This window comes from Halomonas sp. IOP_14 (assembly GCF_021021315.1).
Classification (GTDB): domain Bacteria; phylum Pseudomonadota; class Gammaproteobacteria; order Pseudomonadales; family Halomonadaceae; genus Vreelandella; species Vreelandella titanicae.
Window position 1 is genome coordinate 131,619 of record NZ_JAINWD010000008.1, and the last position, 25,542, is coordinate 157,160.

Consider the following 25,542-nt stretch of genomic DNA (forward strand, 5'->3'; position numbering starts at 1 on the left):
TTTACCCATACCGAACCGGCATAGGCTATGCACAGAAGCATGCTGCCAGTTAAATATTCTAACGCTCTGGCCAGCCAATACTCTGTTGAATAACTATGATGATATGTTCCGATGCCCTACGTTCACGATACGCTGACACGCCTTAATAAAAGCAGCCCTGCACAGTCAGAATTTTATCAAGCCACTGAAGAAGTGCTCGAATGCCTGCGCCCGCTACTTGAGCAAAGTGATTACTATCATCACCACAGCATTATTGAGCGAATAGTCGAGCCCGAACGACAAATCATGTTCCGGATAAGCTGGGTAGATGATGCTGGGAAAGTGCGGGTCAACAAAGGCTATCGCGTTCAGTTCAACTCTGCCCTTGGCCCTTACAAGGGTGGCTTACGATTCCATCCCAGCGTTACCTCGGGCACCATCAAATTTCTCGGCTTTGAGCAAATTTTCAAAAATGCGTTAACCGGTTTGCCAATCGGCGGCGGTAAAGGCGGCGCCGATTTTGACCCCAAAGGAAAATCAGATAACGAGATCATGCGCTTTTGTCAGGCGTTTATGAGCGAGCTCTACCGCCATATTGGTCCTCACTGCGATGTACCTGCAGGCGATATCGGCGTCGGTACGCGTGAAATTGGCTATCTCTTTGGCCAGTACAAACGACTCACTGGCCACTATGAGGGCGTGCTAACAGGTAAGGGGCTTAATTGGGGAGGCTCGCTAGGCCGTAAAGAGGCTACCGGCTACGGTGCAGTGTACTTTGCACAAAACATGCTGGCTGCCCGGGGAGAAGAGCTGCGCGACAAGACCTGCCTCGTTTCCGGCGCTGGCAATGTAGCCATCTATACCATTGAGAAGCTATACGAACTGGGTGCTAAACCAGTCACCTGCAGCGATTCACGTGGCACCATTCACGATGAAAACGGTATTGATTTAGGCTTACTCAAACAGCTCAAAGAAGTGCAGCGCACCTCTTTAGAAGCCTACTTACATGAGCACCCTGACGCGCACTACATTTCTGCCCGTGACTACCCTCAGGGCGGGAATGCCGTATGGCGTATTCAAGCCGATGTTGCGTTCCCCTGCGCGACGCAGAATGAGCTGACCGAAAGCGATGCGGAGATTCTGCTCGCTAATGGCATAACGTGTATCAGTGAAGGGGCCAACATGCCTTCTACCAAAGAGGCCGTCGACCTTTTTCTAGACGCTAAAATTGCCTATGGGCCCGGCAAGGCGGCCAATGCAGGTGGCGTTGCTACCAGTCAGTTAGAAATGGCACAAAATAGCAGCATGGAGCAGTGGCCACTGGAGAAAGTCGACCAAAAATTAAAACAGATTATGGCCAATATTCACCGCCAGTGCGCCGATACAGCCGAAGAGTTTGGTGATAAAACCAATTTGGTACTAGGCGCCAATATTGCAGGTTTCAGAAAGGTGGCTGATGCTATGATTGAACAAGGGGTCACCTGATCGTCTTTATTTTATAAATCGCTTATACTATAAAAAGCACGCAGTCCTTCCTTTATTGGGGAAGGGCTGTTTTTTATTGGTTTAAACTTATTGCTTTCTAAGGAGAGTAATCATGGGACAACGTCCTGCTATTATTATTAACCGTCTTGATGCCGAACGCCTCCAGCGCTTGATCGACAATGCATCCGAGAAAGACATGGCCGTGGCTCAGCTACTCGAGGAAGAGCTAGCACGAGGTGAAGTCTGCGATCCGGAGGATATTCCAGATGACGTGGTCAGCATGAATAGCCAGGTTCGCTTCACCGACCTCACCCGCGGGCTTAAGATGATTCGTACCCTCGTCTATCCGCACTCCCTGGAAAGCGTAGCGGACGGCATTTCGGTCATGGCACCTATTGGTGCTGCATTGATCGGCCTCAAAGTGGGCGACATCATCGAATGGCCGTTACCCAATAATACCGAGGCACGACTCCGCATCGATGCTATTTATTGGCAGCCCGAACGCGAAAAGCAATTCCACCGATAAGACGCGATAAAGAGTGAGCTGGCTCCGCTAGCTCATGATTAAGTCAGCTATTTTCTTCGCCCACTTAATCCACATAAAGAGGGTCTATTCAGGGCGCCCTCAGCTTTCACATACCCCCTTCGGAAGACTATAACTAAGCGGCTCTTTATCGTATTAAACACACCGTCCCTGCTATTAGTCATAGCCATGGTACTTTTCACAATTCTGCCAGTGATAATGTACACATTGGACGATTACCTTCAAACCTGACTTAGCAGAGCATTACAGCGCTCATAGACGCCATTACGCCAGGAAGTGGACGCAGCGACTTCCTATCAAGAGAGTGCCGACTCAGGCCAAATCACAAGAAAACGTGATACGATAATCTTCTACATTCATCATATTTTCTGTCGCTTTTAGCGACAACCTCACCGCAAAGGGAACCAACTTTCACCATGTCGTCAGCTAAAGACTGCGTCGCTACGCTTATTGATGACTTCCAGAAGCGTCGGCCAATTCGCGCCGGTTCATTGATTATTACCGTCTATGGCGACTCTATCGTTCCGCGGGGCGGCACTGTGTGGTTAGGCAGTCTATCGAAACTGGTGGAGCCCATCGGTATCAATGAGCGGCTGGTGCGTACATCGGTTTACCGGCTGACCAATGAAACCTGGCTACGGGGAGAGAAGATTGGTCGTCGCAGCTACTATCGGTTGAGTGGCCCTGGTCGGCGTCGTTTCGAACAAGCCTTCAAGCGTGTCTATCACGGCACCCAGCCAGCTTGGTCGGGACAGTGGACATTGGTATTGCTGACACAGCTTCCCCCAGACCGGCGCCAGCAGATTCGTGATGAGCTTGAATGGCTAGGCTTTGGTAGTTTTGCTCAGGGCGTGCTGGCGCATCCAACGCTGTCATGTGCAGAGACCATGGCGGCCTTGCAAGAACTAGATGCAGCAGACGATACGATTGTAATGCAAACGCAGGCAATGGAGCCCATGACCAGTAAGCCGCTGCGTCTCCAGGTCAGAGAGAGCTGGAACCTCGACGAATTAGCCGAGCTCTACCAACGCTTTCTCGTTAAGTTTCGCCCACTCTGGAACGCGCTCAACGCAGAGAACCATTTGGGGCAGGAAGAGTGCTTCATTGCCCGCACTTTGCTTATTCACGAGTATCGCAAGGTTCAATTACGCGACCCCCTCCTGCCTGAGGAACTACTCCCCACGGCGTGGGAAGGACGCTACGCCCATCAGCTCTGCCGCAACCTTTATCGTTTGCTCTACGAACGTGCAGAACGCTGGTTGGATCAACATCTGGAAACCGCCGAGGGCCCACTACCCGCCCCTGGCCCCAGCTTCTACCAGCGCTTCGGCGGGCTGGATTGAACGCCTAACGAGCCCGATGAATCAGTCGTCACATCCATCCAGTGGGGCTCATCCCAACCGTCGATAGAGCGTCGAGCGACTGATGCCTAGCGCCCGGGCGGCGGCAGTCATGTTGCCGTCGTGGGCTTCGAGCGTGCGCACCATATGGGCCCGCTCCATTTCGCGCAGCTCCTGGGAGCCGTTGCACACACCCTCCGATGTGGCCGTACTGTCGACGCCACTCTCCATGGGCTGAGTCAGCTTGCGCTGCCAGCGTGGCGAAAGCCCTTCCATGGTCAGCCGTTGGCACTCTGGTTCGGCTCCCACCAGAGCCGCTTCCAGGCAGTGTTCCAGTTCCCGCCAGTTGCCAGGCCAAAGGTAGGCGGTCAAACGCTCTACCAAGGTCTCATCCAAAACCAAATGGCGGCCATGACGGCGGCATAGCGATGCCCAACGTTCGTGAATCTGTCCGGCTAGATCGCCCTGCTCATTCAGCGTGGGAAGCTCTACTACTACTCCAGCTAGGCGGTAATAGAGATCCTCGCGGAAGTCGCCGGCCGTCACCAGGATCTCTAGATCGCGATGGCTAGCGGCTATTACTCGGCAGTCGATAGGTACCTCGCGGTGATCGCCCAGCGGCGTCACCACTCTCTCCTGAAGCACCCGCAGTAGACGGGCCTGCAGCGCCAGCGGCATGTCACCGATCTCGTCGAGCATCAAAGTGCCGCCATTAGCCTGCACCAGCCGCCCGCTGTAGCCCCCCTTACGGGCGCCGGTGAAGGCACCTTCCCCATAGCCAAACAGCTCTGCCTCGATAAGGCTTTCGGGCAGGGCTGCGCAGTTGAGTGCCACGAAGGGCCGCTGCTCACCAAGTCTGGTATGCAGCGCTCGGGCCAATTGCTCTTTTCCGGTACCAGTTTTGCCCTGCAGCAGTACTGGCAGGCCTACTTCCAGCGCCCGACTAGCCCGGCGTGCCTCCCGGGCCAGAGCCATGGGCCACTCCTCAACTAACGCCTCAAGATCACGGCAGAGGGATGGTTCGGGCGAAACCGGCACCACAGAGGCTTCGTTGCTCAGAGCCGCCGGCTGCCACTGGTCAGGGGGATTGAGTCGCCCCACCAGTTGGCCACCGGTGAGCGGCAGCCCCAGCAAGGCCGAACAACTTTCGCATTGGCGACAGATCTCTTTCCAGGAATTGCCTAATAACTCTTCAATATGACGGCCGATTAATGCGGCGGAGGCCTTGCCAAGCCATTGGGCGGCCTGGGAATCAACCGCCAGGATCAGACCGGTCTCATTCAGTGCCACCAAACCGCAGCTCACGCTGTCCAGCTCGGCCAGCGATGCGTGCACCTGGAGCACCCAGTGCTGCTGGTAGTGGCGGAAAAAAAGCCGTTGCTCCAGGGCCCCGGTGAGCTGCTGTACTCGGCGTAGAAAAATTTCGGGGCGGGGGTGGTCGGCCTCAAAAGTAAGATCGATCAAGCCTAGACAGTCACCGTTGAGATCTAACAGCGGGGCAGCTACACAGGAGACCGGGTTGTCGGGGAATAGCAAGTGCTCGCAGGATTTGACCAATACCGGCGCCCGCTCGATGAGCGCCAGGGCCGGTGCATTGGTACCGAACCAGCGTTCGTCCAGGTTGATGCCGGCCCCGATGTGAAAGCGATCATTAAGCACGAAGCGCTGACCATAGCTCTTGAGTACGGTGGCATCTGGGGTGGCCAGCAGCAACTGGCAGCCACGCAGATCCTCGGCCACTCGCCTGATCAGGGGATCAGCCAGTTCGATCAGACGACGATGCGTCTCACGCTGAGTGCGCAGTTCGCCACTATCGAGCCGCGGCAGCTCAGGCCGGGTACCAGGCTGCAGCCCGTGCTCCATACATCGCTGCCACGAGCGGTCGATACAGGCATCGAGCATGCCTAACGGTAGCTGCTGGCCGCGGAGCAGATGCTCACGGGCCTGGCGAATCACATCAGAGGTTCTCAGGGCTGCTCTGGAGATCATGGTTCTCTCCCCGCGAAGTTGGCGACCTGTCCCAGGATGCGACAGCTGTCGTGTCCGACGACAAAACGACGCAGGAACAACGACAGAGCATCTTCAAAACCGACCTGCAACTCGCTGATTTTGTTTTGATTATATTGTACCCCTGAGCTGGCACGGGGCTTGCTAGGGAGTATTGGAGGCGTGCAATGACTGGCACGCTCTCAAAACAATCATAAATCAGCCTAACAGGAGCACAACCATGACGCAGCACTCCACCGCCATTCAAGCTTGGCTTGACAAGAGCCACACCCTCTTTATCGGCGGCCAGTGGCGTCCCGCCACCAGCGGCCAGACCCTAGATGTCTATAATCCCGCCACCGCCGAGGTGATCAGCCGGGTTCCGGCGGGCGATGCCAACGATATCGACGCCGCGGTCAGTGCCGCCCGGGAGGCCTTCCGTGGCTGGCGCAAGTCGCGCCCCTCCCAACGGGAGAAGCTGTTGCTGGATCTCGCCGACGCTCTGGAGGCCCGCGCCGATGACTTCGCCCTGCTCGAGACCCTGGACAACGGCAAGCCGGTGACCTTTTCACGGCATATGGACGTGGCCCTGGCCATCGACTTCATCCGTTATACCGCGGGTTGGGCCACCAAGATCGAAGGCCGCAGCATGACCCCCTCCATGCCCTTCCTGCCCGAAGACAAGCAGATCGTCGCTTATACCCGCCGCGAGCCCATAGGCGTCGTGGGCGCCATCATCCCCTGGAATTTCCCGCTGTTGATGGCAGCCTGGAAGGTGGCCCCAGCCCTAGCCGCCGGTTGCAGCATCGTGCTCAAGCCCGCCGAGGACACCCCGCTCACCGCCCTGTTGCTGGCGGAACTGGCCGAGCAAGTGGGCTTCCCGGCCGGCACTCTCAACGTGGTCACTGGTCTGGGTCATACCGCTGGAGCAGCGCTGGCTGGCCACCCAGGTATCAACAAGGTGGCCTTCACCGGGTCGACCCCTGTAGGCAAGCAGATCGGGCATTCCGCCATGGAGAACCTGACCCGTACCACCCTGGAACTGGGCGGCAAATCACCGGTGATGGTGCTGGCCGATGCCGATATTGAGGCAGCCGCTGCCGGCGCGGCTCAGGCAATCTTCTTCAACCAGGGGCAGGTCTGTACCGCCGGATCGCGGATCTATGTGCATGAGTCGATCCACGACGCCTTCGTCACCAAGCTAGCCGAACAGGCCCAGGGCCTGACGCTAGCGCCGGGTTGGGAACCCACTTGTACCCTTGGCCCGCTGGTCTCTGCCAAGCAGCAGCACCGAGTACTGGCGTATATCGAGCAGGCGCGCAGCGACGGCGGCACCATCGTTACCGGCGGCGGTAAGGGCAGCGAAACGGGCTACTTCGTAGAGCCCACGGTGATCACCGGCTTGGCCCAGGAGAGCCGCTGCGTGCAGGAAGAAATCTTCGGCCCAGTAGTGGTGGTACAGACCTTCCGCGAGCTGGAAGAACTGGTGTTACTGGCCAACGACTCTCCCTATGGGCTGGCCGCGAGCATCTGGTCCAACGATCTTGCCGCGGTTAATCGTCTGGTGCCAGAGATTGAGTCCGGCAGCGTCTGGATCAATGGCCACAACCTGCTGGATGCCTGCATGCCCTTCGGTGGCTTCAAACAGTCGGGCATTGGCCGCGAGCTCGGCGATTCACTGATCGAACATTACACAGAGCAGAAATCGGTTGTGATGATCGTTTGATGTAGCCCTGTCCTGGCATCGTGACTGGCCTTCCACCTTCAAGGGAATATCCAATGCATAAGAACAACTTTAACTCGCGTTTCTCCGGCTCGATAGGCGGACTGCTGCTGGCCGCCACACTCCCCGCTCAGGCCTACGAGATGGCCGATATCGGCCACTCCACCGTGAATATCGATATTCAGGCGTTGCTCGGTACTTTCCACAGCGACCGGGGGTATGCCACCGGGGCCGCCGAGGCGAAGCGTCACCGCTGGCAGGAAGGAGTGCTGACCCTGGGCGCCGAACTCGCCCCCAAGGCGGATGGCCTCTATGGTCGAGTTAGCACCGTAGGCACCGCCACCTGGGGCGACGGCGACGCCGCTGGCTTTACCTCTGGCAGCGAGCGTGAGCTCGATTTGGAGGACGCCTTTCTCGGCTACCGTAGCGAGTCGCAGGGCGACTCCAGTTCGCCCTGGCGCGTGGATGTTTCCGCTGGACGCCAGCCGATTACCCTCGGCGACGGCTTCCTGGTGGCTGGCGATGCGGTCAGCCTGGGAGACTCCCTGGGCGATGAGTTGGATCGCGGCGGCGCCTACTACCTAGCCGGGCGCCAAGCCTTTGACCGCACCGCAATGGTAGCCCTGGGTCACGAAGGCTGGCAAAGCCAAGTGGCCTGGTTCGAATCGGACAATCCGGCTCAAGCCAGCACCGAGATGGCCGCTCTCACCCTGGCCCACGATCACGGTAGTGGATTAGTGGAGGCGACCTATTTGCGCGGTCTGGGAGTTGACAAGGCCCAAGCTGACGACTTCCTGGCCCAGCGCGATGGTATGGATGTCTATGGACTGCGCTTCGAACAGCGCATCCTGGACGAGGCCTTGACCCTGCGCGGTGAGCTCGCCCATCAGCGCAAGAACACCCGTGAGAACGCCTGGGCACTAGAGCCGGCCTGGACTTTCAGCGAGCTACCCGGTCAACCTACCCTGTCGCTGCGCTACAGCCGCTTTTCCGAAGAGTGGGATCCGCTCTTCTACGGTTTCACCCGGGGCTACGGAACTTGGTTCCAGGGCGAGGTAGCAGGAAACTATGCCGGCCCCTTCAATAGCAATACCGAGGTGTGGCGGCTGGGTCTGGAGGGCTCGTTGAATGAGAGCCTGCACCTGGGACTTCTGGCTTACGACTTCTCCAGCCGTGACACCACTAACCAGCCCGACATGGGCGGGCGTGAGTTCAATCTCTATGCCGAGTGGCTGCCCATCGATTGGCTCTATGTCTCACCACTGCTCGGCTGGTACAGTCCGAACAAGAGTGCGGCCCAGGGCGGTATTCAGCTTGGCGACGACGACACCGCTTTCTATGCCCAACTACTAGTGGGATTCTTCTTCTGATGCGCCAAGACGTGGATAGCGAGATAGTGATCGCCGGAGGCGGCCCCGCCGGGGCAGCTCTGGCCATGCTGCTGCATCGCGCCGGTCGGCGAGTCACCCTGGTGGGGCGTGTCCGCTACTACCGGGCCATCGAGGGCATTGCCCGGCGCAGCCTCCAGGCCCTACACAGCCTGGGGCTGCACCGGGCCGCCGCCTGCGCGGTGGGGCCCCTGCCGCGGCGGGTTATCTGGGGTGGTGAGATTCGGGCGCCCAACGCCGAGTGGCTGCTGCCGCGCCCGGCCTTCGATGCCGCCCTGCTGGAAGATCTTCACGAGGCCGGCATCCCGGTGATCAAGGCGCGGATCACGTTCCTGGAGAGCCTGAAAAGTGACGTTCGCCTTGGTTTGGCAGATGGTCGCATACTGACCGCTTCCTGGGGCGTGGAGGCCCGGGGTCGGGCGGCGGCGCGGCGCCAGTTCCGCGACGCCGCCCCCTGGTCAACCCCGGCCTGGATCCTACGCGGCGAGGCCGCCGACTCCGCCCCCGCCAGTGCCGCCCTGTCGTTGCCCGGCGGCGGTTGGGCCTGGTGGTCGCGGCTCAAGGGCCAGCAGTATCTGCAGTTGGCCCTGACGGAAGCGTCGCTATGCCAGGCGCGCTGCGACCCCGACGCCTGGCTCGCCGCCCAGCCCGACCTGACCCAGCTCTGGGGCCAAGCTAAGATTCGCCACCACTACCAGCGCCCCAGCCTGCTAGGGCGCACCCGGGTGAGAGAGGGGCGCCTCTGGCGCCTGGGGGATGCCGCCATGGCTATCGACCCCCTCTCTGGACAGGGCATTTTCAATGCGCTCTCCTCGGCCCACGGCTTGGCACCGGTTCTCAATAGCCTGTTCGAAGAAACCCGCATTGCTCCCCTGGAGCGCTTCCATCAACGCCGCCAGGATGCCCAGTACTGGCGCTTCGCCCGGGCTGGCCGCGACTTCTATCGTCAGGCCGCCTACCAAGAGTCGATAGACACCGACCCGGCGCCTTACTGGACGGCACGCTGTCACTGGCCCGATCATCAACCGCTGCATCTACCGGAGCCCTGGGCCCGGGTACAAGTGGGCCGCGGCCTGGCCATCATCGGTACACGATTGGCTGAGCGGGAGCTGGTTTTTACCCCGGATCAGCCATTGGGGATCCAGGCAGTGGCGGGAATCCCCCTGGCGCCCCTGGTCAAGGCCATGCAGGAGGGCGACCACGACGCGGCCCGGGCGCTATTGGTGGCCGCTGGCCCCGCTGCCATGGCGGTGGCCCGCTGGTGGGCCGATCACCCCGACTGGCCGACGCTACCCGAGCCCGCACTCCACTCTTCCGGCATCACCACCCCTTCACCGGTCGATTCCGCCAGCCAATAGCCCAGGGCATGAGCGACGGCGAAACTTGACCCACCCAGCGATGGTGGCGTTCCTGCCGGTGGTGGCCCCACCTGCCAGGGCTGCCAGACCTGGCCTTCCTCGGAGAGCCCTCGGCCCGCCCAGACGCAGGCGTACCAGCGGCCATCCTGGTCACGTTGGGGAGGGCCCGGCATCAGCCCCGCGGCGCCGCTCACCGCTATCACCCCGGGCCAGGCTGCAGGGTAGACCGGCGCCCCAAAACGCGGGCTGGCAGCGACGATGCGGGTGCCCGCAGCCTGAAGCCTCTCCACCGCCGTCTGCAGCCGCGCATCGGCCCGGGGCAACCCCAGACTACAGAGCACCCAGGCCGGTGGCACCTCAGCTTGCCACTCGAAGGCCGCTGCCAGGGCATCGGCGTTAGCGGTGAGACGCTCTTCGAATAACTTGTAGAGGGCGATCTCCAGCCGCGTCAGCGGCAAATAATGACCCAGGGTGGCGAGGATCGCCCGGCCATGGCCAAGGCGATCCCCGGGGTCGGCACCACTGGGTGAGTGGAAACGCGCCAGGGCCGTACCAGGAGGTACCCCGCTATCGATCACGCCCAGGGTCGGACTGAGGGCCGATATTAGAGACATGATGCTGCCTCCCCCGCGATCAGCTGCCCTTGCTGGAGTCGATAGCAGGCATCCAGATTGCCAAAGTGGTCGCTCTGGTGGCTGATGATCAGTCGGGTGGTATCCCCCAGTACCTCGTCAAGCAGGGCATCGAAGGTTCGGGCAGCTGCCGAATCCAGCGCCGCGGTGGGCTCGTCCAGCAGCACCAAGCGAGGCTTTTTTAGCAGTGCCCGAGCCAGGGCCAAGCGCGAGCGCTGGCCGCCTGAGACCTTGCCACCCAAATCGCCCAACTCGCTCTCTAACCCTTCTGGCAGGGCATCCAGCCAGTCGGCGAGTCCAACGCGGGAAAGCGCATCGAGCAGTTCGGTGTCACTTGCCTCGGGGGCCAGGGCGCGCAGGGTCTCGGCCAGGCTACCGCGTAGCAGGCTGGGGTGTTGCTCCACCCAGGCAACCTGCTTGAGCCAGTGATGGCGGGAGAGCTCGCCGAGCGGCACGCCATCGACACGAATCTCACCCGACTCGGGCGACTCCAGCCCCAGCAGCAGGCGGATTAGGCTGCTCTTGCCAGCTCCGGAGGGACCGGCGATCAGCACCTTGCTGCCCGGCGGAAGCGCGAGATCGATGTCATCCAGAAGCCAATCGGCTTGGCCGGGGTGGCGGAAACGCACACCCTCCAAGCAAAGCTCACCAGGCCCGGCAGGACGGCTGCCGCGGTAGGGATCACGCATGGCGGGCTCACTGAAGAGCTCGGCCAGGCGGCAAGCGCTGACCCGGGCCCGCTGCCAACCTCCATAGAGTCCCAGCAGGCCGCCGATGGGGGCCATCACCATACCGAGATACGCCAACAGGGCCATCAGCTCACCGAGTTGCAACTGCCCCTGAATCACCAGATAGCCGCCCAACAGCAGCACCCCGGCCCGGGCCAGGGAGAGGATCAGTTGGGGCCCCACGTCGCTGAGAAAGCCCACCTGACGCACCGCCAACAGGCGCCGCAGCTGTTCGTGGCCAAGCCCCTGGAGGCGATTGAGGCGCGACGGCTCCAGCGCCTGACCTTGAAACCAGGGGCCATGGGCCAGGGTATCCTGCCAGAAGCCGGAGAGTTCACCGCTCTGCTCACGGAGCGCCTGCTGACGACGAGTCAGGGCCGGGCGCCAGGCGCGCAGCCACAGCCACTGGATGGGTACCAGCACGGCAACCAGGGCCATCAGCATGGGGCTGAACAGGCCAATCATGGCCAGCGCTCCCACCAGCCCTAACAGGTTGGAGAGTCCGCTGAGCAGACCGTCCAGGGCGAACCCCTGGAGGATAGACAGGTCGCCATCGAGACGGCTCATCAGGTCGCCTCGCCCTCGGGCCTGCCAGCGGGCCGGAGCCAGGCGCAGCAGATGGCGCAGCAAGGAGCGGCGCAGCGACAGCAATAGCCGGGCGGAGAGCGCCACATGCTGCAGCCGGGTTAGTCCCTGTAGGGCCAGAGCGGCGAGTCCTACCACCACCAGGGCGGCAACGTAGGTAGAAACGGTGTTGAAGTCCCCCTGCATCAGGCCGTGATCGATCAGCCGCTGGGTGAGCAGCGGCGGCAACAGCGCCAGCAGGGTCGCCACCAGGCTCAGCGTCAGCAGCCGGGCCAGCGCCAGGCGCCGCGCCTTGAGGGGGCGGTAGAGCCAGCCCCAGGGCAGCGCCCCTGTGTCGCGAGTGAAGTCAGGCTCACGCATCGACGCTCTCTTCATTCATCATTCATAGGGGCTGCCCCCAGCAAAAAGGGCCGGTCGCTTTAGCAAGCGCCGGCCAGAAGGATCATGTAACGGCAACCTAGAAGCGTGCCACCTTCAGCGTTGCTGTGCTCATATCACCGGGCAAGCGGATGCGCCCCAGATCATTGAAGTCATCATCATAGATGGCGATATCGCTGGAGGCGCCGCCCAGGTAAATCCGCGAACCGTCATAGGAAGTGTTGATGCTGTAGTAAGTATGATCAAGATCGATCACATCCACGATCTCTTGGGTGCGGGCATCCAGCTTGCTGAGTTGGGTGTAGACGCCGTAAAAGACGTCCCTCTCCCGGGGATCAGAAACCATGGAGAAGATGATGAACTCGAAAGGGACAATCTCCTTGTTCTCAGTCTCGCCGGTGGCTAGGTCGACTCGGCTGACGCCCCAGTGCCAGGCCTCGTTCTCCTCGCCGGGATGCTCCGCCACCGTGTAGGGGCGCAGGAACTCGTTGGTTACCTCGCCCATAGACCACACGGCTAAGGAATCTGGCGAGCTAAAACTGGGGCGATCCCAATTCCGGTTGGCGATGGCGATCTCAGTCTCGCCGCTTTCCGGGTCGAGCCGATATATATCAGCGCCAGCGAGATAGAGATAACCGTCCTCGGCGGCTCCCATGGTCGTCACCTGGCGCGGTGCCGGGAAGGTGGTCAGGGGCTCGGCAGCGAGACCCGCTGTCGTGTCATAGACCGCCAGCTGTGGCTCCAACACTTCGTAATGGTCGATACCTAGCCGCACCCGATCCCAGATGCTATAGAGTCGGCTACCGTCCGGGCTCACGGCCAGGGAGGCGATGGATTTAGCGCGTATTGAGTTGCCTGAGCCGCTGGCACGGAAGACTTCCTCACAACTGGTGAGGTCGATGCCCACCACGTCTTCCCAGCGGTTGTGCAGCACATAGGCGATCCGGTCATCCGGTGATAGCTGCAGAGTGCCGGAGCCGAAGTCGCCTTCTACGTCACAGGTGCGCACCACTTCCTGGGCCTCCGGGTCGATCACGTAGAGCTGGTTGGGACGGGCCATGGTTACCAGATACTCGCGTACTTCGTCAGCGCTGGCTTCACCGGCGACAGCAGCATTAACCACCAGGGGCTGGGCAGCGAAGGCCAACAGCCCTATTAGGGGCAGGGTGAGCCGCTTCATTTCTGAGGTATTCATCACTTCTCGTCTCCCGGATAGACGCTATCGAACTTGCGCCAATCATCCTCAGCGCGATCGGCCCCATCCCCCCATTGGGGGTAGGTGTTCATGGTGTCCGGTACCTGAGCAGGCCACCAGCAGGGGTCAGCGCAGCCATAGAGATCTGCCTCCATCGGTTGGCACAGCGAGGCCACGCCGCCGAAGGGATCCACTTCCCAGCCCGGGTCGAAGCTGGAAGTGCACCCGGCGATAGTCTGCATGGCCTGCACTTCTTCCAGGGCCTCTGGGCTGGCGGCCCGCTCCATTTCGCGGGCCTTGCGGTTGAGGGGGGCCAACCCCAGTGCGGTCAAGTTCTTCTTGTTATTCGTCATGCTGTTTGCCTCCCGGCCAGGGGGCCGTCGAGAAAATCGGGGTTATGGCGCAGGATGCGGGCATAGGCCTGAATGCCGAAATCGACCCAGTCGCGCATCAGGTCGCAGTAGTGATAGGTGGGGGTCATGGGGTCGCCATAGCGAGCGTAGCTCTCGTGGTAGCAGCCACCGGAGCAGAGGTTGCGGATCCGACAGTTGCTGCAGCCACGCTCGGAGCGATCGCTCCTGGCTTCGATAAACTGCTTGAGACCAGCGTGATCAAGCCCCTCCTGGACGCTGCCGAAGGTAGGCATCTCGGAGCCAGTAAAACGGTGACAGAGGTGTACATCGCCCGCATGATCCACCGAGACCAACCCTAGGCCTGCGCCGCAGGGCACCGCCTTGCTGCGCCCTTCCCAAAGATCGGTGAGCAGTTGGTTGAAGTTGCCGAAGCCGATATCGCGCCCCTGAATGGCGGCTGCCACGGCCCGCTCACCGAGCTCGACCATACCGTCGAAGACCTGCTTGAGCTCGTCGCCGGTAAGATTGTAGGCCGCCATATCACCAGAGGTGACGGGAGCGAAGCCCGCTTCGGCGAAACCCAGCTCATTGACCAGGTGGGCGTGGATACCGATGACGTCGGTGATGCCACGAGTCAGGGTCACCCTGGCCCCCACCGGCCGTGAGCGATAGCTGGCCAGCAGAGGTTTAATGCGCTTGGCCACCAGATCGTAGGTGCCCTGGCCGTTGACCGCAATGCGGTTCTTGTCGTGGATCGCCTTGGGGCCGTCCATGCTCACCGTGAGTCCAAAACGATGGGCGTCGAAGAAGGCGATTTTCTCCTCATTCAGCAGGGTGGCGTTGGTGGTCAGCGTGAAATCCACTGCCTTGCCGAGCCCGTAGATGCGCGCCTCGGCCCAGTCAACCACTTGGCGGATCAACGGCATGTTGCTGAGCGGCTCGCCGCCGAAGAAGACGATGTTGTAGCGATCCCGCTGGGGGGCCTCGCGCAGCATCATCTCGATGGAGGCCTGGGCGGTGGCCAGATCCATCTTTTTGCCGTCCCGGGGGGTATCCAGGTCTTCCTTATAGCAGTAGCTGCAGCTCAGGTTGCAGCCGGTATTGACGTTGAGCACCACGGTAGAGAGCGGGAACTGCTCCACCTTTACGCTGGGATTATAGGCCTGGACGACTCCATCGGTGATCAGCTTCAGCGCTTTGAGCTGTAGCAGCCGCTCCTGAATATCGTCGCCGCTGACCTGATGTGTCAGATGTCCCGGCAGCGCCCCGCTGTCGAGCCCCTCCTTTCGCCCGGCCAGAGCCAGCAGCTCCTCGCTGAGGGCATCCGGGGCAAACAGGCTGGTGGTGGGGATATGGAACCACAGCGGCTGGCCTTCCACTTCCATCCGATGCAGGTTCTCGGGTATGGCTTGTAAGATTCCCATGGTGACCTCCTAGCGAAGCGGTGGGTTGTTCCAGCGTTGCACGGTAACGATCAGTTGGGCTTCGTCCTGTATCGCCTCCTGTCCCACCACACTGGCGGTCACCCGCAGGTTGCCCACGCTGTTGGCGTTGTACTGGCGCAGCGGGTTGGGCCCGGCCCCGGCCGGCGAGAAGATCCCTGTGGCGGCGTCCAGTATGCCCGCAAACCTGACATCCTCGTCGCGCTCGGCGATCTCGTCCCAGGGGGACACGCTCCAACGTACCGGTACCTGCCCCAGCGGGATGGTCTCATCAGCGCCATCCAGATAGCCGGCGGCGGTGAAGACGCCGCTCACTGGCGGAGTCTTATCGTTGCCGATGCGAGCAACTCCCAGCGTTGGACTTACCTCCAGGCGATCCACCGTGCGGTAGCCAGCGAGCAGTCTCTCAGCGCTGATCTCGCCAATCTGCATAGTCAACCAGCCGGGCGTAAGATCGGTGCTGGCCTCAACGTCCAGCACCAGGCGCATGTCGCTACGTTCGACCACGTTACGCACGGTGACGCCCTCCCCCAGATTGATCTCTCCCTCCCCAAGGCCGTAGCCCAGCAGCACCAGCCGGCTGCGCTCGCCGGCCTTGAGCGAGGCGGGCAGGCTGGCCAACACAGCAGACTCGGCCGCTTCGTGAGGCACCATTTCCACCATCATGCCAAAAGCATCGTCATGATCATCGAAGATGCGCCCGCTGGGATGCACGCCGGAGAGATCCAGCACCTGCTTGAAATCACGGCCGTTGAGGTTCAGGTTGGCGCGCCACTCGTAGCCGGTATAAACGATGGCCTGGCCTTCGCCACTGAGCGGGCGACCACTGGTGAAAGCGCCGTCCAGGCTAAGGGAGTAGGCATCCTCGCCTTCAGCGGCGTTAATAGTCACGTCGGCATAAAAGTCGCCTTCTCCGGGCCAGTGCCCCCAGAGCTGCCAGTCGCCCTCAGGAGAGGTCTGTTCGGCCTGCTGCCATGACTCCCAGGCTTCATTTTCGAGACTTTGAGTCTCGGCCAGCCAGGGAGCGATCTCGTTCAGGGCGAGATCGAACCAGTCACGATCCCGTGCCATGGCCTGGTACTCAATGGTCTGGAACTGGCCCACATGGAAGTGCACCAGTCTCTCCCACTCTTCCTGGGGACGGCGCTGCAGTTGGGCGCGGCCGCCAGTATGACAGCGGGCACACATCTCCTGGTAGCTGGGATGATCGAAAGACTCAATACGGTTGAGGCGTCGCTCGATCAGCTCACGTTGGGGCGCGCTCTCCTCAGGGGCCAGGCCGCGGGTATCGGCGAGGAACTTGACGATATCCCGGCGCGCCTCCAGGGGCAGCTCCAGGCCGTGCATGGTCTGCATGCGCGCGATCGTCATGTCCCAACCTTCCGGGGTCTTGCGCTGTGCACTAATGCGGCTCCAGCTCTGGGGGCCACTTTGGGTCTGGTGGCAGCCTGAACAGTACCTGTCGATGGCCTCGCTGCCAGCAGAGGCCAAGACGATGCCCGTAGGCAGCAGCAGGGCTAGGCTACAGAGCCCTATGGGAAGTGCATGTCTCATCACGGAGAGTTCTCCACGCATTATTATTGTCGTGATGTTCGTCTGCGGTGGTCTGCGCAGGCGAACATCGAAGGTATGTGCCAGTACCATTCAACCTGCATTGACCGCGCCGACTATCAACAACTTCTTTTTATTCATGTGGTTGGAGTGATTTTCTTGCCCGAGTTTTTTAGATGCTTGGCCAGCAAGCGACAATCGGTGCCCCAAGTTGCGACAGTCGCGTATGGTCTTGAAACACTTTGCCTCTGCGAATTTGGTCATCATTGACCGTGGCGGCACCCGAATTTTCCGACCGACTCAGGTCTGAGACTTGGCTCTCAAGGGGGGTTATGGGGCTGCGGTGCCTCTGCCTGAACCTGGGGCTGCCGCCCAGGACGCGCGCACAGCAGCTAGCGGTGTCGTCTAGTGCAGCGTAGCGGCCCCAGAGGAACTAGACGTTGATCCGGCCGTGTTCGTGGCAATGAATCTCTTCACCTTCAGGGGCGATCACAAAGGCCTCCTGGGGCCATCGACCCATGGCTGGGGTTGGGGGATGGCCCGCCAGGGGGGAGTGATGTGGTTGTGGTAGCGAGCCATACCAACAGCATCGCCTTGCCACGCTATGCTAAGGTCTGCTGCTTGGGCTGAGTATCACCAGCCAGCAAGGTTGGACGGTCAGCATCGAGTTCTGCCAGCGGTTCACAGGGCTCCAGGCTATCCCGACAACGGCCCACTAAGCGCTGATACTCCTGGGTACCCTGCTGTTTCCAGTCGAACTCTTCATCACTCAGCGCGCGCTTAACCTTTGCGGGTGCCCCCATCACAAGTGACTGGGGCTCACACTCGAAGCCCGCCTTAACGAACGCTGCCGCCGCAACGATAGATCGTTCGGCAATGTTGGCGCCGTCCATCACCACGGCATTCATGCCGACCATGGCATCACGCCCAATCACGCAGCCATGCAGTACCGCGCCATGGCCGATATGGCCATCCTTCTCAACCTTGGTGACGCAGCCTGGGAAGCCGTGCATCACACAGGTATCCTGAAGGTTAGATCCCTCTTCCAGCACCAGCCGCCCGAAATCACCACGCATCACCGCGCCGGGGCCTACATAACAGTTGGGGCCCACGATTACGTCGCCAATTAACACCGCAGTAGGATGGACATAGGCGGTCGGGTGTACCACCGGCGTCACCCCTTCAAGTCGATAGTAAGGCATAACACTCTCCGTTAGCTTGATTGGCCGTGTGGGGTGCTGCCCCCATCGCCCGCTCTTCGAACTGTTCGGCCCCTGCCCCATCAGTTGTGTAGCCACCTAGGGTTATCGCGCCTTTGCTGCGCTGATTGCGTCATGGGGCGCTCCTGCGCTCAATCTATCTTGATACGCAATATCAACTAAGATTATATTTTACGTAACAAAACATCAAACACTTTACCTGTCGCCGTCTACTGAAGAATGGGCACACCGCTATCTAAAAACTCGACGCACCCTGCTGTAAGTCAGTTTTTTAGACGACCTTGGTTTTTTTATACCATCGTCTAACAATTATCTTATATTCGCAAAAAAGTCACACAAGTTATTGTTAATAAATAACAAACTACCAACAACACCAACAAGCGACACATTATAATCACCCATATAATATTGATGTGTATCAAAATAAATCTATACTCGGCAGAGATTCATCCTGTACACCACAGGCCGAACGGTCACTGGCGGGCACCGCCGACCGCGAAAAGGGCATGCGCCTTCCAATAAAAACGACCTGCCACTTTTCAAGGGCACTGACACAAGGACATTACCCATGAGCCAAGCGCCCCTGCTTTACAGCGTGGAAGACGGCGTCGCCTGCATCACGCTGAACCGCCCCGAAAGCTTGAACAGCTTCAATACCGAAATGCATGCCGAGATGCGCAAGGTGCTAAAAGCCGTGCGCCAGGATTCAAGCGTTCGCGCTTTGCTGCTGACCGGCAGCGGTCGAGGCTTCTGCGCCGGCCAGGATCTTTCCGACCGTAGCGTCGCGCCCGGCGCAGAAGCCCCCGACCTCGGCGAGTCGCTTGAGAAACGTTACAACCCCATGCTGCGCGCCCTTAAAGACATGCCGTTCCCGACCATTTGTGCGGTGAACGGCGTGGCCGCAGGTGCCGGTGCCAACATCGCCCTGGCCTGCGACATCGTATTGGCCGCGCGCTCGGCAAGCTTTATTCAGGCCTTCTGTAAGATCGGCTTGATTCCAGACTCCGGCGGCACCTGGACATTGCCTAACTTAGTGGGCATGGCCCGCGCCAAGGGCCTGGCGATGCTGGGCGACAAGCTGCCCGCCGAGACCGCCGAACAGTGGGGCATGATCTGGCGCTGCGTCGACGATGAGGCGCTTCAAGAAGAAGCCATGAGCATGGCTCGCCACCTGGCCACTCAACCAACCCATGGCCTAGCGCTGATTAAGCGCGCCCTGCATGCCAGCAGCGATAACAGATTCAACGAACAGCTCGACCTGGAACGCGACCTTCAGCGCCTTGCTGGGCGCAGCGAAGATTACCGCGAAGGCGTCAGTGCTTTTATGGAAAAACGTCGCCCCACCTTCAAGGGAGAGTGATATGCCAACCCTTCTCTCTACCGCCACTATTAGCATCATCAGCACAGGCGCCATTAATGCCTTGACCGATAGCCGTTTGGTTATCGAGGCTATCGTCGAGAACCTTGAGGCCAAGCGTCAGGTGTTTGCTCGGCTCGAAGCCCTATACGAGGAAAGCTTTCATGCGTGATTCCCAGCTGAACCCGCAGCAACTGGCGGAAGCCTGCGCCGAGGCAATGTTTTCCCGTGACCACGCCAGCCAAGGGCTGGGCATGCGTATTACTCGCGTAGCCCCCGGCTTCGCCGAACTGACCATGACCGTGCGTCAGGACATGGTGCAGGGGCACGGCAACTGCCATGGCGGGTTTCTGTTTGCCCTCGCCGATTCCGCCTTTGCGTTTGCCTGCAACAGCTACGATGAAGCCACCGTGGCCGCTGGCTGCAGTATCGACTACCTCGGCCCCGGCCAGCTGGGCGACGAGATCACCGCCACCGCCGAAGAGCGCAGCCGCCGCGGGCGTACCGGCATTTACGACATTACGTTGCGCAATCAGCACGGCGATACCGTTGCCTTGTTCCGCGGGCGTTCCTACAAAATTCGCGGCAGCGTACGCCGCCTGGAAGACACCGCTGCTGGAGATAGCCAATGACATTGAGCGCTTATAAGCATTACTAAAGCCACTCCATAGACCATGACGCATTTAGAAACTAGTCCAATAACAACTAGCTTGATCGGAGCCCCCTGATGAATCAGCCCGCAACGCGTATCGATACTGCAACGCTCGATCCCCTGGAAACCGCCAGCGTCGACGAGCTGCGCGCCACTCAGGTCAAGCGCCTGAAGTGGAGCCTGAAGTACGCCTACGACAATGTGCCCTTCTACCGCCACTCCTTCGACAAGGCTGGGGCGCATCCCGACGATATCCAGACGCTGGCGGATCTCGCCAAACTACCTTTTACCACCAAGGCCGATTTGCGCGACAACTACCCGTTCGGCATGTTGGCCACGCCGATGAGCGAGATCGTTCGCATCCATGCCTCCAGCGGCACCACCGGGCAACCGACGGTAGTCGGCTACACCCAGAACGATATTGATGTGTGGTCTGATGTGATGGCGCGCTCGATCCGCGCCGCCGGCGGCAGCCGCAACGACAAGGTGCATGTGGCGTATGGCTATGGTCTGTTCACCGGTGGGCTGGGCGCGCATTATGGTGCCGAACGCCTGGGTTGCGCGGTGATTCCCATGTCGGGCGGCCAGACCGAGAAACAGGTTCAGTTGATCCGTGATTTCGAGCCGGACATCATCATGGTCACCCCCTCGTATATGCTCAACATCGCGGACGAAATGGAGCGCCAAGGCATCGACCCGCATACGCTGCCCTTGCGTACTGGCATCTTCGGCGCCGAACCTTGGACCGACAGCATGCGCACAGCCTTAGAGCAGCGCCTGGGCATCGACGCCCTCGATATTTACGGTCTCTCTGAGGTAATGGGCCCGGGCGTAGGCATGGAGTGCCTGGAAACCAAAGATGGCCCGACCATCTGGGAAGATCATTTCTACCCCGAGATCATCGACCCGGTCAGTGGTGACGTCCTGCCAGACGGCGAATACGGCGAGCTGGTGTTCACCACCTTGACCAAAGAAGGCCTACCGGTGATTCGCTACCGCACCCGTGACCTGACCCGTTTGCTGCCGGGCACCGCGCGCCCCATGCGACGCATCGACAAGATCACTGGCCGCAGCGACGACATGCTGATCATTCGCGGGGTGAATGTGTTCCCCACCCAGATCGAAGAGCAACTGCTCAAGATCGCGTCGCTTTCTCCCCACTACGAGATCGAAGTCAGCCGCCAAGGCAATATGGACATGGTGCTTGTTCGTGTAGAGGCGAATCATCATGACATCGCCCGCGACCCCGTGGCTTGTGAAGAAGCCGCGAAACAGCTCCAGCATGCCATCAAGACGCACATTGGTATCAGCACCCAGGTCGAGGTGTGCCCGGTAGAGAGTGTTATGCGTTCGATGGGTAAGGCTAGGCGGGTAAAAGATCTTCGCTGATTCAGCCTCTCTAGCGCCTAGCCGCCGTTTAGCGCCACCCCCCTCTTGTCAGGCAAAGCCCTTTAAAAAACTCCTTTAAGGGGCTTTTATGCGCCTAAACAGTCAATTTTAGCTAGAAAAATCGGCACATCAAGAATCATTTATAATTAGCGATTTTTCCTTTATAAACCAATAGCCTTGGATTTATACGTTATCATAAAGTCTTAAAGTGACACACAAAAATACTTATTGATAAAATATTTCGTATCACTATACTTTAGGAAAGATAAGCCACACCCCCTGATATATCGACGCCGCGGAGGTCTCTATGTACGCGCAGCTCGTTGAAACCGGTTCTAACAAACTCAAAACGCTTGATGAAATGAGCCCTGAGGAACGCCAGTTCCAGGAGCGCATCAATGATGAAATTAAAATAGAACCCAAGAACTGGATGCCGGACGCCTACCGCAAGACCTTGATCCGCCAGATCTCGCAACACGCCCACTCAGAAATCGTCGGCATGCTGCCGGAAGGCAACTGGCTGACACGGGCACCAACCCTCAAGCGCAAGCTGCAGCTAATGGCCAAAATTCAGGATGAGGCAGGTCACGGCCTGTACCTCTATAGCGCTATGGAAACCCTGGGTGCCGACCGCGACGAAGAGATCGACAAGCTTCACGACGGCCGCGCCAAGTACTCCAGCATCTTCAACTACCCAACACTCAATTGGGCTGATATGGGCACCATCGGCTGGCTGGTTGATGGCGCTGCCATTGTCAATCAGGTACCGCTACAGCGCACCTCTTACGGCCCCTATGCCCGCGCCATGATCCGTGTGTGTAAGGAAGAGAGCTTCCACCAGCGCCAGGGGTATCAGATTCTGCTGACCATGATGCAAGAGGGCACCGACGACCAGAAAGCCATGGTGCAGGACTCCATTAACCGCTTCTGGTGGCCCTCGCTAATGATGTTCGGGCCATCCGACGAAAATTCTCCCAACAGCGCTCAGTCGATGGCCTGGAAGATCAAGCGCCACAGCAACGATGAGCTGCGCCAGCGCTTCCTCGACCAAACCGTACCGCAGCTAGAGCTGCTGGGCTGCACCGCTCCTGACCCGGATCTCAAATATAACCAAGAGGCCGGCCACTACGAGTTCGGTGAAATCGATTGGCAAGAGTTCTTCGACGTGGTCAAGGGCAACGGCCCCTGCAACCGCGAGCGTGTCGAGGCACGCCGTAACGCCATTGATAACGGTGCCTGGGTGCGTGAAGCCGCCGTGGCCCACGCCGCCAAGCGTCAGCACCGAGCAGCCTGAACTGGCCACGCCTGCTTGGGCACCCATGAAAAGCAATAACTCAATTTTTTAGAACCCTATTTTTAAAACGCTATCTTTTAAAACAACATGGAGTCTTGCGAGACGAGACTCCTCTGACCACTGAGGCTTTTCTCATGGCTGACTGGCCCCTCTTTGAAGTTTTTATACGCAGCAAGCACGGTCTTAACCACAAGCACGTCGGCAGTGTGCATGCAGCCGACCGCCGCATGGCAATCGAAAACGCCCGTGAGCTGTACACCCGTCGCAATGAAGGGGTGAGCATTTGGGTGGTTCCGGCCAGCGAAATCACCGCCTCGTCTCCCGATGAGAAAGAGCCGCTGTTCGACCCGTCTAACGATAAGGTCTATCGCCACGCATCCTTCTACAAACTGCCGAAAGAAGTCGGCCACATGTAAGGGAGGTAGCGATGCAAAACATATCTCATCGAAGCTCGGCTCAGAAAAACACAGCTCAAAAAACACAAACCCCGTTGATTGATTACCTACTGCGCCTTGGCGACAACGCCTTAGTACTCGGCCAGCGCCACGCACAACTGTGCGGCAAGGCACCAGCGCTGGAAGAGGAACTGGCCTTAATGAACGTGGGCCTCGACCTCTTCGGCCAGGCCCGCAACTGGCTGGGCTATGCTGCTGAACTGATGGCTGCTGAAATGGAAGTCCAGGGCCATGATGCCGACTATTTAGCCTTTCGCCGCGATGCCCAGGATTTTCGCAACCTGTTGCTCGTTGAACAGCCCAACGGTGACTTCGCCGACATCATGGGGCGCCAGTTCCTGTTCGATGCATGGCACGTCCACCTGCTTGACGGGCTGTCTCACTCCAGCGACCCACGCATTGCTGAAGTGGCGGCCAAGTCGCTTAAGGAAGCAACGTACCACCTACGCCGCTCCTCTGAATGGGTGATTCGCCTGGGCGATGGCACGGAAGAGAGCCACACCCGCATGCAGCGAGCGCTCGACAACCTCTGGCAGTTCACCGGTGAGCTACTGCAGGGCGACGAGGTTGATCAGGCCATGCTGGAAGCCGGTATTGCGCCAGCCCCAGAGACGCTGGCCACCCGCTGGAAAGCCACCGTGGAAGAGGTGTTTGAAGAAGCCACGCTGGAGCGCCCTTCCTACGAAGCTTGGATGTATACCGGCGGTAAAGTCGGGCATCACACCGAGCATCTGGGCTTTCTATTAGCGGAAATGCAATACCTGCCGAGGGCCTATCCCGATGCGACCGTCTGGTAACCACCCACCGACGCTTACCGATGACTGGCCCTCCAGTGACTTAATCGGTAGCGACCGCAGCGGCCTGCCGCCAGCCGGTGACGAAGGCGATGTTGAAGCCGTGCTGGCCATTTTGCAGGAAGTGCCTGACCCGGAAGTACCGGTGGTCAGCGTGGTTGAGCTGGGAATTGTGCGGGATATCGATTGGGTGGACGGTCGGTTGGCGGTCAACGTAACGCCAACTTACTCCGGCTGCCCGGCTACGGAAGTCATCGAACAGCATATCCATGAAGCGCTGGTGGCCGCTGGCTACTCAGACCCGCTAATTCAGCGCCGCCTGTCCCCCGCCTGGACCACCGATTGGTTAACCGAAGCCGGGCGCGAAAAATTGCGCGCCTACGGCATCGCACCACCGGTAGGAAGTGCTAGCAAACGTAGCCTGACCGGCCAGTCTGACCCGGTAGTGCCCTGCCCTTTATGTGGCAGCAACGCGACCGAACGCGTCAGCGAATTCGGCTCTACGGCTTGCAAGGCGCTCTACCGCTGTCGCGATTGCCTGGAGCCTTTCGATTATTTCAAGTGTCTGTAAAACGACGAGACCATTTCCCATGAGCCGATTTCACGCCCTGACCGTCAAGGATGTTCGCAAGGAAACCCATGATGCCGTTTCCATTGCTTTCGACGTTCCCGATGACCTGCTGGACGCCTTTCGCTTTACCCAAGGGCAGTACCTGACTCTACGTCGCGACATCGAAGGTGAGGATGTCCGTCGTTCCTACTCGATTTGCACCGGTGTCCACGAACATGAGCTGAGAGTCGCCGTCAAGCTGGTGCCGAGCGGCAGTTTCTCCACCTTTGCCAACCAGCACTTGCAGCCCGGCGACAGCCTGGAAGTGATGCCGCCCCAGGGCAAGTTCTTCGTGCCTCTCGACCCCAGCCGTGAAGGACACTATTTGGCGGTGACCGCTGGCAGTGGCGTCACACCGATCATGTCGATTGTTTCCACCACCCTGGAAAGCGAGCCAAAGAGCCGCTTTACCGTAATCTATGGCAACCGTTCTACCACGGGGACGCTGTTTCGCGAACGCCTTCAGGATCTCAAGGATCGCTACCTGGAACGCCTCAACATCATTTATGTGTTCAGCCGCGAACAACAGGAAATCGATCTTTACAACGGCCGGATCGACGCCGACAAATGCAACGCCCTGTTTGACCGCTGGGTAGACGTATCCAAGCTCGACGCCGCGTTTATCTGTGGCCCGCAAGAAATGACCGAGATCGTGCGTGGTGTTCTGACCCAACATGGAATGCCGAAGGAAAAAGTGCACTTCGAGCTGTTTACTACCGGGCTACCGACAGCAGGCGCCAAGCGCCGCCAGGCGACGAAAGCGGCCCAGGTGAAAGCAGAAACCTCGCACATTAAAGTGATCATCGACGGCCGCACCATTGAATACGACCTGCCCCGCAATACCCAGAGCATCCTGGACGCGGGTAACGAGCACGGGGCCGATATACCTTTCTCATGCAAGGCTGGCGTGTGCTCCACCTGCAAGTCCAAAGTCATCGAAGGCGAGGTGGAAATGGACGCCAATTACGCCCTGGAAGATTACGAAATCGATGCCGGCTACGTGCTGTCCTGCCAGTGCTATCCGATCAGCGACAGGGTGGTGCTTGACTATGACGAGGTATAAACCCTAACCCACCCACTTCCAAGCCAGCGAACGCGTCGGCT

General features: G+C 59.6%; 23 protein-coding genes. 15 read left to right on the plus strand and 8 right to left on the minus strand.

From position 1 onward, the window contains the following. Positions 1–111: 111 nt before the first annotated feature. From gdhA to paaX, 3 genes are all read left to right on the plus strand, one after another. Positions 112–1,464, plus strand: coding sequence for an NADP-specific glutamate dehydrogenase (gene gdhA / locus K7H09_RS08765; RefSeq protein ID WP_022521457.1), 1,353 nt, complete (start codon positions 112–114; stop codon positions 1,462–1,464). 112 nt (positions 1,465–1,576) lie between these two features. Continuing rightward, entirely contained in the window at positions 1,577–1,990 is a 414-nt protein-coding gene (rnk, locus tag K7H09_RS08770) for a nucleoside diphosphate kinase regulator (protein ID WP_022521456.1), read from the plus strand. A 434-nt stretch (positions 1,991–2,424) separates the two neighbouring features. After that, entirely contained in the window at positions 2,425–3,351 is a 927-nt protein-coding gene (gene paaX, locus K7H09_RS08775; RefSeq protein WP_041159059.1) for a phenylacetic acid degradation operon negative regulatory protein PaaX, read from the plus strand. 48 nt (positions 3,352–3,399) lie between these two features. On the opposite strand, the gene K7H09_RS08780 is transcribed toward paaX, so the two are convergent. Further along, on the minus strand, positions 3,400–5,337 hold the full coding sequence (locus K7H09_RS08780) for a sigma-54-dependent Fis family transcriptional regulator (protein WP_230804428.1): 1,938 nt from the start codon (positions 5,335–5,337) through the stop codon (positions 3,400–3,402). A gap of 238 nt (positions 5,338–5,575) precedes the next feature. On the opposite strand from K7H09_RS08780, the gene K7H09_RS08785 reads away from it, so the two are divergent. Genes K7H09_RS08785 through qhpG form a run of 3 tightly spaced genes read left to right on the plus strand, consistent with a single transcriptional unit; the run spans position 5,576 to position 9,803 of the window. After that, positions 5,576–7,060, plus strand: coding sequence for an aldehyde dehydrogenase family protein (locus tag K7H09_RS08785; RefSeq protein ID WP_141440483.1), 1,485 nt, complete (start codon positions 5,576–5,578; stop codon positions 7,058–7,060). Between the two features lie 53 nt (positions 7,061–7,113). Then, on the plus strand, positions 7,114–8,427 hold the full coding sequence (locus K7H09_RS08790; RefSeq protein WP_141440482.1) for a hypothetical protein: 1,314 nt from the start codon (positions 7,114–7,116) through the stop codon (positions 8,425–8,427). Beyond that, positions 8,427–9,803 (plus strand): flavin-dependent monooxygenase QhpG, encoded by a 1,377-nt coding sequence (qhpG, locus tag K7H09_RS08795; protein ID WP_230804429.1) that lies wholly within the window; start codon positions 8,427–8,429, stop codon positions 9,801–9,803. The genes K7H09_RS08790 and qhpG overlap by 1 nt, the downstream gene beginning before the upstream one ends. Here qhpG and K7H09_RS08800 read toward each other — a convergent pair. The 7 genes from K7H09_RS08800 to paaY form a co-directional block, all read right to left on the minus strand. Then, a complete protein-coding gene (locus tag K7H09_RS08800; RefSeq protein WP_141440480.1) occupies positions 9,716–10,417 on the minus strand; it encodes a hypothetical protein in 702 nt (233 codons plus the stop codon). The two genes, qhpG and K7H09_RS08800, sit on opposite strands and share 88 nt — an antisense overlap. Further along, a complete protein-coding gene (locus K7H09_RS08805) occupies positions 10,408–12,108 on the minus strand; it encodes an ATP-binding cassette domain-containing protein (protein ID WP_052475697.1) in 1,701 nt (566 codons plus the stop codon). The genes K7H09_RS08800 and K7H09_RS08805 overlap by 10 nt, the downstream gene beginning before the upstream one ends. Before the next feature lie 97 nt (positions 12,109–12,205). Next, positions 12,206–13,321, minus strand: coding sequence for a quinohemoprotein amine dehydrogenase subunit beta (gene peaD, locus K7H09_RS08810; protein ID WP_041159062.1), 1,116 nt, complete (start codon positions 13,319–13,321; stop codon positions 12,206–12,208). Then, positions 13,321–13,674 (minus strand): quinohemoprotein amine dehydrogenase subunit gamma, encoded by a 354-nt coding sequence (gene qhpC / locus K7H09_RS08815; protein ID WP_052475698.1) that lies wholly within the window; start codon positions 13,672–13,674, stop codon positions 13,321–13,323. The genes peaD and qhpC overlap by 1 nt, the downstream gene beginning before the upstream one ends. Further along, positions 13,671–15,098: a quinohemoprotein amine dehydrogenase maturation protein gene (gene peaB / locus K7H09_RS08820; RefSeq protein WP_041159063.1), complete on the minus strand. Its 1,428-nt coding sequence runs from the start codon at positions 15,096–15,098 to the stop codon at positions 13,671–13,673. Before peaB ends, qhpC begins: the two co-directional genes overlap by 4 nt. Before the next feature lie 9 nt (positions 15,099–15,107). After that, positions 15,108–16,670, minus strand: a complete 1,563-nt coding sequence (gene peaA / locus K7H09_RS08825) for a quinohemoprotein amine dehydrogenase subunit alpha (RefSeq protein ID WP_041159064.1) — start codon at positions 16,668–16,670, stop codon at positions 15,108–15,110. Between the two features lie 599 nt (positions 16,671–17,269). Then, the gene (gene paaY / locus K7H09_RS08830) at positions 17,270–17,869 is read right to left on the minus strand and encodes a phenylacetic acid degradation protein PaaY (RefSeq protein ID WP_041159065.1); all 600 of its coding nucleotides are present in this window, start codon (positions 17,867–17,869) and stop codon (positions 17,270–17,272) included. A 586-nt stretch (positions 17,870–18,455) separates the two neighbouring features. On the opposite strand from paaY, the gene paaG reads away from it, so the two are divergent. The 9 genes from paaG (at position 18,456) to paaE (ending at position 25,501) form a co-directional block, all read left to right on the plus strand. Continuing rightward, complete coding sequence (paaG, locus tag K7H09_RS08835; protein WP_230804430.1) at positions 18,456–19,247, plus strand: 2-(1,2-epoxy-1,2-dihydrophenyl)acetyl-CoA isomerase PaaG; 792 nt, start codon at positions 18,456–18,458, stop codon at positions 19,245–19,247. Position 19,248: 1 nt separating this feature from the next. Next, positions 19,249–19,416 carry a 3-hydroxyacyl-CoA dehydrogenase NAD-binding domain-containing protein gene (locus tag K7H09_RS08840; protein ID WP_230804431.1) on the plus strand — a complete coding sequence of 56 codons (168 nt, stop codon included), beginning with the start codon at positions 19,249–19,251 and terminating at the stop codon, positions 19,414–19,416. After that, entirely contained in the window at positions 19,409–19,876 is a 468-nt protein-coding gene (paaI, locus tag K7H09_RS08845; RefSeq protein WP_230804432.1) for a hydroxyphenylacetyl-CoA thioesterase PaaI, read from the plus strand. The genes K7H09_RS08840 and paaI overlap by 8 nt, the downstream gene beginning before the upstream one ends. Positions 19,877–19,971: 95 nt before the next feature. Continuing rightward, a complete protein-coding gene (gene paaK, locus K7H09_RS08850) occupies positions 19,972–21,285 on the plus strand; it encodes a phenylacetate--CoA ligase PaaK (protein WP_230804433.1) in 1,314 nt (437 codons plus the stop codon). Positions 21,286–21,592: 307 nt separating this feature from the next. Beyond that, positions 21,593–22,579, plus strand: coding sequence for a 1,2-phenylacetyl-CoA epoxidase subunit PaaA (paaA, locus tag K7H09_RS08855; RefSeq protein WP_230804443.1), 987 nt, complete (start codon positions 21,593–21,595; stop codon positions 22,577–22,579). Positions 22,580–22,713: 134 nt separating this feature from the next. Then, positions 22,714–22,995 (plus strand): 1,2-phenylacetyl-CoA epoxidase subunit PaaB, encoded by a 282-nt coding sequence (gene paaB / locus K7H09_RS08860; protein WP_022521442.1) that lies wholly within the window; start codon positions 22,714–22,716, stop codon positions 22,993–22,995. A gap of 11 nt (positions 22,996–23,006) precedes the next feature. Beyond that, a complete protein-coding gene (paaC, locus tag K7H09_RS08865; protein WP_230804446.1) occupies positions 23,007–23,831 on the plus strand; it encodes a 1,2-phenylacetyl-CoA epoxidase subunit PaaC in 825 nt (274 codons plus the stop codon). Continuing rightward, positions 23,815–24,399, plus strand: coding sequence for a 1,2-phenylacetyl-CoA epoxidase subunit PaaD (gene paaD / locus K7H09_RS08870; protein ID WP_230804447.1), 585 nt, complete (start codon positions 23,815–23,817; stop codon positions 24,397–24,399). Before paaC ends, paaD begins: the two co-directional genes overlap by 17 nt. A gap of 19 nt (positions 24,400–24,418) precedes the next feature. After that, a complete protein-coding gene (paaE, locus tag K7H09_RS08875) occupies positions 24,419–25,501 on the plus strand; it encodes a 1,2-phenylacetyl-CoA epoxidase subunit PaaE (protein WP_230804448.1) in 1,083 nt (360 codons plus the stop codon). Positions 25,502–25,542 lie beyond the last annotated feature (41 nt).